Raw genomic sequence first — 13,220 nt, 5'->3', positions numbered from 1 at the left:
TCGGTCATGGTGATGATGTTCACCACCCCGCCGATCGCTCCGGAGCCGTACACCGCGGAGCGCGGGCCGCGGATGTATTCCACCCGCTGGACCAGTGAGATAGGGATCTGACTGATATCTACGCCGTTGGAGATCCCCGGACGCGCCATCGGCACACCGTCGATCAGCACCAGCACGTGACGAGCCTCCGTCCCCCGAACATACAGCGAAGCGCTCTGCCCCATGCCGCCGTTGCGGGCAATATCGACCCCGGGAAGACGACGCATGACATCGTTTAAATCTTTGGACTGCCAGCGGTCAATGTCATCGCGCGTCACAATGTCGGTCGGCGCCAGCACGGTATTGACCGGCTGTTGAAAACGGTTTGCTGTCACCACCAACGTATCTGAATTGCTATCCTGCGCCCAGCCGGAAAATGCCGTGACGGATAAGGCCGTCATCAGCGAAGCTTTTTTAATCATTGTAAAAGCATCCGAAACAGAAAAAGGATGCCGCAGGTTTTATCAGTTGCTCGCGACGATAAAACCCAGTGCGACGTATTCCGGCAGGTCTTCGGGCTTGGAGGCTGTTTCAAGAAATAATGACTTCCCACGGCTAGCCGCAGTGTCTGCACCGAGTGCGCTCATTTCTCACCTTCCTTACCGCTGCGCGTCAGCCCCAGATTTCCACTGGGTTCCCTTTTAACTCACAGGACCGGTAGGCGAATGCTACAATCAGAACCATATAGATGTCCAGACTGCTAATTATATTTCCCGCGGCATTCGAGGCTGGACATCCCCGGCGCTTTCCCTACAATCCCCGCGTACTTATTTTATTCAGGATACATCATGACCCCCGAACACCTTCCTACCGAACAATACGAAGCGCAGCTGGCAGAAAAAGTCGTCCGTTTGCAAACCATGATGGCGCCTTTTGCCGCGCCGGTTCCGGAAGTGTTTCGTTCGCCGGTCAGCCACTACCGTATGCGCGCCGAGTTCCGTCTGTGGCACGATGGCGACGATCTGTACCATATTATTTTCGATCAGCAGACCCGGTCGCGGATTCGCGTTGACAGCTTCCCGGCCGCCAGCGCGCTGATCAATCAGCTGATGACCGCCATGCTGGAGGGCGTACGCAACAATCCCGTGCTACGCCAGAAGCTGTTCCAGATTGACTATCTGACCACCCTCAGCAACCAGGCGGTCGTTTCGCTGCTGTATCATAAAAAGCTGGACGATGCCTGGCGTGAGCAAGCGGAGGCGCTGCGTGACGCCCTGCGAGCCCAGGGGCTCAATGTGCATCTGATTGGGCGGGCGACCAAAACCAAAATCGAGCTCGATCAAGACTATATAGATGAACGCCTGCCGGTTGGCGGGCGGGAGATGATCTACCGTCAGGTGGAAAACAGCTTTACCCAACCGAACGCGGCCATGAACATTCAGATGCTGGAGTGGGCACTGGATGTCACCAAAGGGGCGACTGGCGACCTGCTGGAATTGTACTGCGGCAACGGTAACTTCTCGCTGGCGCTGGCGCGTAATTTCGATCGCGTATTGGCCACCGAAATCGCCAAACCGTCGGTGGCGGCGGCGCAGTACAACATCGCCGCTAACCATATCGACAACGTGCAGATTATCCGCATGGCGGCGGAAGAGTTTACTCAGGCGATGAACGGGGTGCGGCAGTTCAACCGGCTGCAGGGTATCGATCTGCAGAGCTATCAGTGCGAAACCATCTTCGTCGATCCACCGCGCAGCGGGCTGGACAGCGAGACGGAAAAAATGGTGCAGGCCTATCCGCGTATTTTGTATATTTCGTGCAACCCGGAAACGCTGTGTCGCAATCTGGAAACGCTAAGTCAGACGCACAACGTTACCCGGCTGGCGCTGTTCGACCAGTTCCCGTATACCCATCACATGGAGTGCGGCGTCCTGCTGACCCGCAAATAGGCCCAAAAAAACCGGCAACGTCATATTGCCGGTTTTTTTACCGCTGGCGGCTTACTCGGCTGCGGTATCTTTGCGGTTACGCATCTTGTAGCCGATCCAGAAGACCATCGCGACGGACAGAACGGCCGGGAAGAAGTTAGAACCGATATCCGGGTACTCCGCACGCACGACGGTGCTGTACAACAGCACCCCGAGAATAAAAAAGGCGGCGGCCAGGCCCGGTAGCCCAACGGGCATACTGCGATTCTGATAGCGCTGATGCAGACAGTAGACCGTCAGCAGCAGGGATAAAATGGGGAAGACGGAAAACGGAACTATCGAACTGAACAGCGCCGCAAAGGCGCCATTAATGGATAACCCGGCAATCAGCGCCAGCAGCAGCGTACCTTTATCTTGAACTGAGTGTTTCATTGCTCGTCCTTCACGTTATTCGGAATGATGTGACATTTTTTCTTGTTCACGGCGATACCAGTAATACGCGCCTTTCGAGATCATTCGAAGCTGCAGTACCAACCGTTCCTCCAGCTGCCGGCGCTGCTCAGGGCCGACATCCAGCGCTTCCGCGCCAGCGCTAAAAACGATGGTGACCATAGCTTCAGCCTGCGCTTCGGTAAAGGCGCGCGGCATATGGTTTTCGAGTTCTAAATAGTCGGCGAGTTCCGCAATAAAGTGCTGGATCTCGCGTGCGACGGCGGCGCGAAACGCCGCAGAAGTTCCCGAGCGCTCGCGCAGCAGCAGGCGGAAGGCGTTCGGGTTGTTACCGATAAATTCCATAAAGGTGGAGACCGAGGTGCGGATCACGCTGCCGCCTTTGGCTATCCGCTGGCGCGCCTGGCGCATCAGCTGGCGCAGCATCAGTCCGCTCTCATCGACCATCGTCAGGCCCAGCTCATCGACGTCGCGAAAATGACGATAAAAGGACGTCGGCGCGATCCCTGCTTCCCGTGCCACTTCACGCAAGCTCAGGCTGGCGAAACTCCGCTCAGCGCTAAGTTGACTGAATGCCGCTTCCACCAGCGAACGGCGGGTTTTTTCTTTTTGTTGTGCTCTTACGCCCATCACGATGTATGAATCCTTCCAATAGCCCTGCTGGCACTATACCAGAGATTAAAACTAATCGGTTTGCCCTGGATTGTGAATGATTGTTTACGAGCCGTTTCTGCTTTTATGCTGCAAAAAAGCACAACGATAATTGGGTTAAAGCGCAGCGAATGTTATCATCGTGTTTATTTTATGTATAAAACAGGTGAGTAATGCCATGTCACACTCTTGGGATTATGATGCAATAGTGATTGGTTCCGGTCCTGGCGGGGAAGGCGCCGCCATGGGACTGGTGAAACAGGGAGCACGCGTTGCCGTCATCGAGCGCTACCATAATGTCGGCGGCGGTTGCACCCACTGGGGCACCATCCCGTCGAAAGCCCTCCGCCATGCCGTCAGCCGTATTATCGAGTTTAACCAAAACCCCCTCTACAGCGACCACTCCCGCCTTCTTCGCTCTTCTTTCGCCGACATCCTTAACCATGCCGACAGCGTCATCAACCAGCAGACTCATATGCGCCAGGGATTCTATGAGCGCAACCACTGTGAAATTCTGCAGGGCAATGCCCACTTCGTGGATGAGCATACTCTGGCGCTGGAGTGCCATGACGGCACGGTCGAGACTGTGACCGCGGAGAAATTCGTTATCGCCTGCGGATCGCGTCCCTACCATCCGGCGGATGTCGATTTCCACCACCCGCGCATCTATGACAGCGATTCGATTCTCAGCCTGCAGCATGAGCCGCGCCATGTGATCATTTACGGCGCCGGGGTGATCGGTTGTGAATATGCGTCGATCTTCCGCGGCATGGAGGTGAAGGTCGATCTGATCAACACCCGCGATCGTCTGCTGGCCTTCCTCGATCAGGAGATGTCAGACTCGCTCTCTTATCACTTCTGGAACAGCGGCGTGGTTATTCGCCACAACGAGGAGTATGAGAAAATTGAAGGGGTGGATGACGGGGTGATCATGCACCTGAAGTCCGGCAAAAAGCTGAAGGCCGATTGCCTGCTGTACGCTAACGGCCGCACCGGCAACACCGACACCCTGGCGCTGGAAAATATCGGTCTGCAGACCGACAGCCGCGGTCAGCTGAAGGTCAACAGCATGTATCAGACCGCCCTCCCGCACATCTATGCGGTTGGCGATGTCATCGGCTATCCAAGCCTGGCTTCTGCCGCTTACGATCAGGGACGCATTGCCGCCCAGGCGCTGGTGAAAGGCGAAGCCTCAGCGCATCTGATTGAAGATATCCCGACCGGGATCTATACCATTCCGGAAATCAGCTCCGTCGGGAAAACCGAGCAGCAGCTGACGGCGATGAAAGTGCCGTATGAGGTGGGCCGCGCCCAGTTTAAACACCTGGCGCGGGCGCAAATCGTCGGTATGAGCGTTGGTACGTTGAAGATCCTGTTCCATCGGGAAACCAAGGAGATCCTTGGCATTCACTGCTTTGGCGAGCGCGCGGCCGAAATTATTCATATCGGCCAGGCGATCATGGAGCAGAAAGGCGGTGGCAACACCATTGAGTACTTCGTCAACACCACCTTTAACTACCCGACCATGGCGGAAGCGTACCGGGTTGCCGCGCTGAACGGCTTAAACCGCCTGTTTTAACGCCTTGTCGAAATGGCCATCCATCGTGCCGCGGATGGCCTCCGCCAGATGTTCATAGCGGCTGCGCAGCGGGGAGCCCGGACGATAAACCAGACCGATGGTGCGTCTTGGCTCTGGCTTAATGCACGGCAGGTAGACTACGCCATCGCGTTTTCTCTCCTGCGGCACCGCCAGCGCCGGCAGCAGGGTAATGCCGCTGCCTGCCGCCACCATATTGCGCAGCGTTTCCAGGCTGGTCGCGCGGAAGTGGGTATCCTCATCCGCCCCCGCTTCAAAGCAGAAGCCCATCGCCTGATCGCGCAGACAGTGGCCATCCTCCAGCATCAGCAGCTTTTCACCGGCCAGATCCGACATCGGCACCCGATCGCGGTTCGCCCACGGATGATCTTCATAAATAGCCAGCATCATCGGCTCATCGAACAGCGGCACCTCGATAAAGGCCTCGCTCTCTTTGACCAGCGCCAGGATGGCGCAGTCGAGCTTACCGCTGTCGAGCTGAGCCAGCAGCTGATGGGTCTGCGCTTCGTGCAGATACATTTCCAGCTTCGGGAAGGTCTGATGCAGCATCGGAATGATGTGCGGCAGCAGGTACGGGCCAATTGTCGGGATCAGGCCGATATGCAGCGGCCCGGACATGGTTTCCCCTTGTTGGCTTGCCATTTCCTTGAGCACTTTTACTTCGCGTAACACGGTACGCGCCTGATCCACCAGCAACAGCCCCGCCTGGGTAAACAGAACCTTACGGCTGGTGCGCTCCAGCAGCATGACGCCAAGCTCATCCTCCAGCTTGCGGATCTGTCCGCTGAGCGTCGGTTGGCTCACATGGCATGAGTCAGCCGCCCGCCGGAAGTGGCGGTGTTCGGCGAGCGCTACCAGGTATTCAAGATCGCGAATATTCATTATTCATCCTCCATCGCCACGATAGTCCATGGCGATAGATAGCATAGCAACGAACGATTATCCCTATCAAGTTTTCTGTTCAATAATACGCCCATAAAGACGGTCTACCTGTGAAAATCACTGACCCGTCACACTGTTTCTCTACCCGAACAACTAAAGCCAACGTGAACTTTTGCGGACCTTGCGTCCGCTTTTTTTTTGCATAAAAAACCCGGCGTCGCTGGGCTTGGCCGGGTCAGGGAGGGCAGATATCTAAGGATTAGCTTAAACGAGCCTTCGCCTCGTTGATAGCCTGGGCTACCTGCTGCGGCGAGACGCCGCCTTTCGCTGCGCGTTTCTCGAGGCAAGACTGCAGCGACAGGATCGGATACACATCGTCCGCAATCACCGGGCTGAATTTCTGCAGATCGGCCAGGGTCAGCGCTTCCAGCGGTTTCCCTTGCGCAATGGCTTCCACTACCGCTTCACCGACAATATGGTGCGCCTCGCGGAACGGTACGCCTTTCGCCACCAGATAATCCGCCAGCTCAGTGGCGTTGGCATAGCCCTGCTGCGCCGCTTCCGCACAGCGCGGGCGTTTTACCTGAATGCCGTCCAGCACCAGGGCCGCCATATGCAGGCAGTCGAGCCAGGTATCCAGGGCGTCGAAAAGCCCCTCTTTATCTTCCTGCATGTCTTTGTTGTAGGCCAGCGGCAGTCCTTTCAGCGTCATCATCATGCCGGTCAGCGCACCCTGCACGCGGCCGCATTTGCCACGGATAAGCTCCAGGGCGTCCGGGTTTTTCTTCTGCGGCATCAGCGAGGAGCCGGAGGTCACGCGGTCGGAAAGCTCGACGAAGTTCGCCTCGCCGGAGTTAAAGAAAATCAGATCTTCCGCAAAGCGCGACAGATGCACCATGCCGATAGCCGCATCGGAAAGCAGCTCCAGCACATGATCGCGATCGGACACGCTGTCGAGGCTGTTGCGGGTGGCGGAGGCAAAGCCCAGCCAGCCGGCCAGCTGCTCGCGGTCGATTTCATACGCCGTCCCCGCCAGCGCGCCGCAGCCCAGCGGGCTGACGTCGAGGCGCTTCAGCGCGTCCTGCAGACGGCTTTCGTCACGCGCCAGCATTTCAACGTAGGCCAGACACCAGTGCGCGAAGGTCACCGGCTGGGCGCGCTGCAGGTGGGTGTACCCCGGCATTACCGCGTCCTGATTCTGCTGGGCGGTCTCCACCAGCGCGCTCTGCAGCTGGCGGTTCGCCGAGAGCAGTTCGACAACGGTATCTTTGCACCACAGTTTAAGATCGGTGGCGACCTGGTCGTTACGGCTGCGCCCGGTGTGCAGTTTCTTGCCCAGCTGGCCCACTTTATCGATCAGCTTGCCTTCCACCCAGCTGTGAATATCTTCGGCATCGCTGGCGAGGATTTGCTGCGGATTGGCGCGCACCTCTTCCAGCAGCACGTTCAGCGCTTCTTCCAGCTGCTGCTGTTCAGCGGCACTCAGAACGCCGACCGTTACCAGCGCTTTCGACCAGGCGACAGAGCCAACGATATCCTGCTCCGCCAGACGATAGTCGAAGCGCAACGAGTCGTTGAACTGTTTGAACCGTTGATCTGCTGCCTGTGTAAAACGCCCGCCCCAAAGTGCCATAACATGCTTCCTTTATTCGTTAGTTCCGCCGGCGGCATTGTGCCGCCCGGCCTACGGTCTTGTAAGCCCGGCAGACGACGCGCCGCCGGGCATGAAATCTTAAGCCAGAATACGTGTGCCGATCGGCGTGCCGTTAAATAACGCCGGCAGCTGCTCGGCGTGACGCCAGGAGGCGATATCCACCGGACGGCCCAGAGCACGTGCGGCGTCAAGGGCCGCATTCACTTTAACAATCATGCCGTCGGTGATAATCCCCTGCTCGATCAGCTGTTCCGCTTTCTCGGCGGTCATCTCGGCAATGCGCTGCCCTTTACCGTCGAGGATACCGCTAACGTCAGACAACAGGATCAGATCCGCCCCCAGGGTGGCCGCCAGCGCTGTCGCCGCCTGGTCAGCGTTGACGTTCATCAGCTGGCCCTCGTCGGTCACCCCGATAGAGCTCACCACCGGCAGGTAACCGCCGGCCAACAGGGTGTTGATCAGCGTCGGGGAGCCCGGCTGCGCCAGCCCGACATGGCCCAGCTCAGCATCCAGCTGCGTCACCTTCACGCTATCGCCATCGCCGAGGAACAGGCCTACCGAGGAAATACCATGTTTTTTCGCCCACGCCAGCAGCGTCTTGTTGGCGGTACCCGCCAGCGCGCCGGTGATGATGTCGATTTGCTCAGCCGGCGTAACGCGCAGGCCATTTTTCTTTTGCACCGGCAGGTTGAGCTGCTTCATCAGCTCATCCACCACGCAGCCGCCGCCGTGGACGATAATCAGCGGACGCTGGTGCGCTTCACGGTAGTTAACCAGCGCGGTAAACAGGCGCTCCAGCGCTTCTTCGCTATCGAGTAATACGCCGCCAAGTTTGATAATTAATGGGTTCATCATCACACCTTAAATAAGAGACTGCGTCTCAGCGAAGCCGAAACGAATATTCGCGCACTGCACCGCCTGCGCTGCGGCGCCTTTCAGCAGGTTATCCTCTGCCGCGACGACGATGAGATGATCGTCCTGCACGGCAAAACCGATATCACAGAATGGCAGGCCTTCGACGCTTTTCAAAGCGGGCACGCCTTTATCATATAAACGTACCAGTGGTTTATCGGCGTAAGCCTGCTGGTAAACCGCCGCGATCTGCGCATGGCCGACGCCCGGCTTCAGGCGGCAGGTAATGGTTTCCAGGATGCCGCGCTTAAAATTACCCAGGTGCGGGGTAAAAATTACCTTTGCCCCGAGGTGGCTGGCAATCTCCGGCTGATGGCGATGGTTAAATATGCCGTACGGCTGCAGGCTAACTTCACAGAAGCTGTTGCCGATCGCGGCTTTACGACCCGCGCCGCTCACCCCGCTGGTAGCGTTGATTACCGGCCACTGGTTGAGATCCAGCAGATTGGCCTCAATCAGCGGCTTCAGCGACAGCTGCGCCGCCGTCGGATAGCAGCCTGGCACTGCGATTAACTGCGCGTCTTTAAGCACATCCGCGCTCCACTCCGCCAGACCATACACCGCCTGTTTGAGCAGGTCGGGATGCTGATGAGTGAAACCGTAATATTTTTCGTAGAACGCCCCATCGTTAACGCGGAAGGCACCGGAGAGATCGAACACCACGCAGCCAGCGGCAAGAAACTGCGGCGCCAGATCGTGACTCACTTCGTGCGCGGTGGCGAGAAACACCACGTCCACGCCAGCGCTGAATTCGCTGATATCGGACATCGGCTGCAGCGGCATATCGACAATGCCTTTGAGCTGCGGATGCAGGTCGGAAATTAATTTTCCCGCATCATTGCTTTGCGCGGAGACCGTCAAAGCGGTTATGTTCATATGCGGATGACGATTGATATAGGTCACCAGCTCTGCGCCGGCATAACCACTGGCACCCACAATCAGCGTATTTAACATTGGAAGCGCATCTCCTTACATTCGATGGGTTTTCTTACGCTCAACGATATTGTATTTTTATTCACAATAAATGCATGAATATTGATACTATCACGACCCAAGGTGTGTCAACAATGAAAAACAATTTACCGCCCTTTATCGAGATTTACCGCGCGTTGATCGCCACACCATCCATCAGCGCGACTGAAGAGGCTCTCGATCAAAGCAATGAGTCTTTAATCAATTTGCTGGCAGGCTGGTTCCGCGATCTCGGCTTCAATGTTGAGATACAGCCGGTGCCGGATACGCGCCTTAAATTCAACCTGCTGGCCAGCACCGGACACGGCGCCGGCGGCCTGCTGCTCGCCGGGCATACCGATACCGTGCCGTTCGATGATGGCCGCTGGACGCGCGACCCGTTCACCCTCACCGAACACGATAACAAGCTCTACGGCCTCGGCACGGCCGATATGAAAGGCTTCTTCGCCTTTATTCTCGACGCCCTGCGCGATGTCGACGTCACCACGCTGAAAAAGCCGCTGTATATTCTGGCCACCGCCGACGAAGAGACCAGCATGGCCGGCGCGCGCTACTTTGCCGAAACCACCCGGCTGCGCCCGGACTGCGCCATCATCGGCGAGCCCACCTCCCTGCAGCCGATCCGCGCCCATAAAGGCCATATGTCCAACGCGATCCGTATTCAGGGCCAGTCCGGCCACTCCAGCGATCCGGCGCGCGGGGTCAACGCGATTGAGCTGATGCACGACGCCATCGGCCGGATTATGCAGTTGCGCGATCTGCTTAAAGAGCGCTATCACTTCGAGGCGTTTACGGTCCCTTACCCAACCCTCAACCTGGGCGCTATCCATGGCGGCGATGCCTCAAACCGTATCTGCGCCTGCTGTGAACTGCATATGGATATCCGCCCGCTGCCGGGGATGACCCTAAACGATCTTAATGGTCTGTTGGGCGAGGCGCTGGCCCCGGTCAGCGAACGCTGGCCGGGCCGCCTGACGGTCTCTGAGCTGCATCCGCCGATCCCCGGCTACGAGTGCCCGCCGGACCATAAGCTGGTGCAGGTGGTCGAGAAACTGCTTGGCGCGCAGACCGACGTGGTGAATTACTGCACCGAAGCGCCGTTTATCCAGACGCTGTGTCCGACGCTGGTTCTCGGCCCGGGCTCCATCAATCAGGCCCATCAGCCTGACGAGTATCTGGAGACGCGCTTTATCAAGCCGACCCGGGAGCTGATTAGCCAGGTGGTTCATCACTTCTGCTGGCACTAAAATCGCCCTCTTTTTCCGCCCCGTTCTCCCGGGGCGGAACGGTGACGATCGTCACATTTCCATAAGCGATGCTTATCCAGCGCTCCCTGAATTAAATTTCGCAAATTACGGCGATTTACTCGTTTGCTGAAGCGATTTCGCAGTAATTGACGTGGGGGTATTTACGTGGCTTTATAAAAGACGGGTTGCTTATCCGTTGCTCACGTTCCAGCGCAGCGGATATAACAAAATAAAATGAGATGGGGTGTCTGGGGTAACATGAACGAACAATATTCCGCATTGCGTAGTAATGTCAGTATGCTCGGCAAGGTGCTGGGCGATACCATCAAGGATGCATTGGGAGAAAATATTCTTGATCGTGTCGAAACTATCCGTAAGTTGTCCAAATCTTCACGCGCCGGCAACGAAGCTAACCGCCAGGAGCTGCTGACCACGCTGCAGAATTTGTCAAACGACGAACTGCTGCCGGTGGCCCGTGCCTTCAGCCAGTTTCTGAATCTGGCCAACACCGCTGAGCAGTACCACAGCATTTCGGCGAATGGCGAAGCGGCCAGCAATCCGGAAGTCATTGCGCGTACCCTGAGAAAGCTCAAAGACCAACCCAATCTCAACGAAGAGACCATCAAACAAGCGGTGGAATCGCTGTCTCTGGAGCTGGTGTTAACCGCCCACCCGACCGAGATCACCCGCCGGACGCTGATCCATAAAATGGTGGAAGTGAACAACTGCCTTAAGCAGTTGGACAACAAAGATATCGCTGACTACGAGCACCATCAGCTAATGCGCCGTCTGCGCCAGCTGATCGCCCAGTCGTGGCATACCGATGAAATTCGTAAGCACCGCCCTTCCCCGGTCGATGAAGCCAAATGGGGCTTCGCGGTGGTGGAAAACAGCCTGTGGGAAGGGGTGCCTAACTATCTGCGCGAGCTGAACGAACAGCTGGAAGCCAACCTTGGCTATCAGCTGCCGGTGGACTTCGTCCCGGTGCGTTTCACCTCGTGGATGGGCGGCGACCGCGACGGCAACCCGAACGTGACTGCCGACATCACCCGCCACGTGCTGCTGCTCAGCCGCTGGAAAGCGACCGACCTGTTCCTCAAAGACGTGCAGGTGCTGATCTCCGAGCTGTCGATGGTGGAGTGTACCGACGAGCTGCGCGCCCTGGCTGGCGCCGAGGGCGCTCAGGAACCGTACCGTTATCTGATGAAAAAACTGCGCTCTCAGCTGATGGAGACCCAGGCCTGGCTGGAAGCGCGCCTGAAAGGCCAGAAGCTGCCGAAACCGGCGGGACTGATCACTCAGAACGAGCAGCTGTGGGAGCCGCTGTACGCCTGCTATAAATCGCTGCAGGCCTGCGGCATGGGCATTATCGCCAACGGCGAGCTGCTCGACACCCTGCGCCGCGTGAAGTCTTTCGGCGTACCGCTGGTGCGTATTGATATTCGTCAGGAAAGCACCCGCCATACCGAAGCGCTGGGTGAAATGACCCGTTACCTCGGGATCGGCGACTACGAAAGCTGGTCGGAAGCCGACAAACAGGCTTTCCTGATCCGCGAACTGAATTCCAAACGTCCGCTGCTGCCGCGCCAGTGGGAGCCAAGCGAAGAGACGCGTGAAGTTCTCGACACCTGCAAGGTGATCGCCGAGGCGCCGCGCGGATCGATCGCCGCCTACGTGATCTCGATGGCGAAAACGCCGTCCGATGTGCTGGCGGTTCATCTCCTGCTGAAAGAAGCCGGGATTGGCTTTGCTCTGCCGGTGGCCCCGCTGTTCGAAACGCTGGATGACCTCAACAACGCCAACGACGTCATGACCCAGCTGCTGAATATCGACTGGTACCGCGGCTTTATCCAGGGCAAGCAGATGGTCATGATCGGCTACTCTGACTCCGCTAAAGATGCCGGCGTGATGGCCGCCTCCTGGGCGCAGTACCAGGCGCAGGACGCGCTGATCAAAACCTGCGAAAAAGCCGGTATTGAACTGACGCTGTTCCACGGTCGCGGCGGCTCTATCGGCCGCGGCGGCGCGCCGGCCCACGCCGCGCTGCTCTCGCAGCCGCCGGGAAGCCTGAAAGGCGGTCTGCGCGTTACCGAGCAGGGCGAGATGATCCGCTTTAAGTACGGCCTGCCGGAAGTCACCATCAGCAGCCTGTCGCTGTATACCAGCGCCATTCTGGAAGCCAACCTGCTGCCGCCGCCGGAGCCGAAAGCAGAATGGCGCGACATCATGGCCGAGCTGTCCGACGTGTCGTGCAAGATGTATCGCGGCTACGTGCGTGAAAACAAAGATTTCGTCCCTTACTTCCGCTCTGCGACCCCGGAGCAGGAGCTGGGCAAACTGCCGCTGGGTTCGCGTCCGGCAAAACGTCGTCCAACCGGCGGCGTCGAGTCGCTGCGCGCCATTCCGTGGATCTTCGCCTGGACCCAGAACCGCCTGATGCTGCCGGCCTGGCTGGGCGCTGGCGCTGCGCTGCAGAAGGTGGTCGAAGGTGGAAAACAGAGTGAACTGGAAGCCATGTGTCGCGACTGGCCGTTCTTCTCTACCCGCCTCGGCATGCTGGAGATGGTTTACTCGAAGGCCGACCTGTGGCTGGCGGAGTACTACGATCAGCGCCTGGTGAAGCCGGAGCTGTGGGCGCTGGGTTCCGAGCTGCGCAAGCTGCTGGCTGCCGATATCAACGTCGTGCTGGCCATCGCCAACGACTCCCATCTGATGGCCGACCTGCCGTGGATCGCCGAGTCTATCCAGCTGCGTAATATCTATACCGACCCGCTGAACGTCCTGCAGGCGGAACTGCTGCACCGTTCACGCCAGGCTGAAGAAGAGGGCAAGGACCCGGATCCGCGCGTTGAACAAGCGCTGATGGTCACCATCGCCGGCGTCGCCGCCGGTATGCGTAACACCGGTTAATCTATCTCCCCCCGGCCGCCCGGCCGGGGGTTTTCCGC

11 protein-coding genes and 1 riboswitch are annotated in these 13,220 nt (G+C 58.0%); of the genes, 4 read left to right on the top strand and 7 right to left on the bottom strand.

The window, feature by feature from the left end:
• The coding region (locus tag VZP09_RS21350; RefSeq protein WP_228742663.1) for a TonB-dependent receptor plug domain-containing protein at positions 1-461 on the bottom strand (461 nt) is incomplete at its 3' end.
• A gap of 65 nt (positions 462-526) precedes the next feature.
• Positions 527-713: riboswitch (cobalamin riboswitch) on the bottom strand.
• 114 nt (positions 714-827) lie between these two features.
• Between VZP09_RS21350 and trmA the strand changes: the two genes are divergently transcribed.
• A complete protein-coding gene (gene trmA, locus VZP09_RS21345; protein ID WP_021440985.1) occupies positions 828-1,928 on the top strand; it encodes a tRNA (uridine(54)-C5)-methyltransferase TrmA in 1,101 nt (366 codons plus the stop codon).
• A 51-nt stretch (positions 1,929-1,979) separates the two neighbouring features.
• Here the strand turns inward: trmA and VZP09_RS21340 are convergent, their stop codons facing one another.
• Positions 1,980-2,339 carry a YijD family membrane protein gene (locus VZP09_RS21340; RefSeq protein WP_002883021.1) on the bottom strand — a complete coding sequence of 120 codons (360 nt, stop codon included), beginning with the start codon at positions 2,337-2,339 and terminating at the stop codon, positions 1,980-1,982.
• 15 nt (positions 2,340-2,354) lie between these two features.
• Positions 2,355-2,990 (bottom strand): HTH-type transcriptional repressor FabR, encoded by a 636-nt coding sequence (gene fabR / locus VZP09_RS21335; RefSeq protein WP_004151856.1) that lies wholly within the window; start codon positions 2,988-2,990, stop codon positions 2,355-2,357.
• 196 nt (positions 2,991-3,186) lie between these two features.
• Here fabR and sthA point away from each other — a divergent pair, with 196 nt between their 5' ends.
• Positions 3,187-4,587: a Si-specific NAD(P)(+) transhydrogenase gene (gene sthA, locus VZP09_RS21330; protein ID WP_002883016.1), complete on the top strand. Its 1,401-nt coding sequence runs from the start codon at positions 3,187-3,189 to the stop codon at positions 4,585-4,587.
• Here the strand turns inward: sthA and oxyR are convergent.
• The 4 genes from oxyR to argC all read right to left on the bottom strand — a co-directional run bounded on the left by oxyR (position 4,570) and on the right by argC (position 9,007).
• A complete protein-coding gene (gene oxyR / locus VZP09_RS21325) occupies positions 4,570-5,487 on the bottom strand; it encodes a DNA-binding transcriptional regulator OxyR (protein WP_002883015.1) in 918 nt (305 codons plus the stop codon). The two genes, sthA and oxyR, sit on opposite strands and share 18 nt — an antisense overlap.
• 259 nt (positions 5,488-5,746) lie before the next feature.
• A complete protein-coding gene (gene argH, locus VZP09_RS21320; protein WP_004146283.1) occupies positions 5,747-7,120 on the bottom strand; it encodes an argininosuccinate lyase in 1,374 nt (457 codons plus the stop codon).
• A gap of 99 nt (positions 7,121-7,219) precedes the next feature.
• Entirely contained in the window at positions 7,220-7,996 is a 777-nt protein-coding gene (gene argB / locus VZP09_RS21315; protein ID WP_015959218.1) for an acetylglutamate kinase, read from the bottom strand.
• A gap of 6 nt (positions 7,997-8,002) precedes the next feature.
• A complete protein-coding gene (gene argC, locus VZP09_RS21310) occupies positions 8,003-9,007 on the bottom strand; it encodes an N-acetyl-gamma-glutamyl-phosphate reductase (RefSeq protein ID WP_048332099.1) in 1,005 nt (334 codons plus the stop codon).
• 113 nt (positions 9,008-9,120) lie between these two features.
• Here argC and argE point away from each other — a divergent pair, with 113 nt between their 5' ends.
• Positions 9,121-10,272, top strand: coding sequence for an acetylornithine deacetylase (argE, locus tag VZP09_RS21305; RefSeq protein ID WP_119062586.1), 1,152 nt, complete (start codon positions 9,121-9,123; stop codon positions 10,270-10,272).
• Between the two features lie 258 nt (positions 10,273-10,530).
• Positions 10,531-13,182 carry a phosphoenolpyruvate carboxylase gene (ppc, locus tag VZP09_RS21300; RefSeq protein WP_004181636.1) on the top strand — a complete coding sequence of 884 codons (2,652 nt, stop codon included), beginning with the start codon at positions 10,531-10,533 and terminating at the stop codon, positions 13,180-13,182.
• Positions 13,183-13,220: the final 38 nt, after the last annotated feature.

Source organism: Klebsiella sp. EMBS2024 (genome assembly GCF_036233805.1).
Classification (GTDB): Bacteria; Pseudomonadota; Gammaproteobacteria; order Enterobacterales; family Enterobacteriaceae; genus Klebsiella; species Klebsiella pneumoniae.
This window is presented reverse-complemented; position numbering and strand designations above follow the sequence as displayed.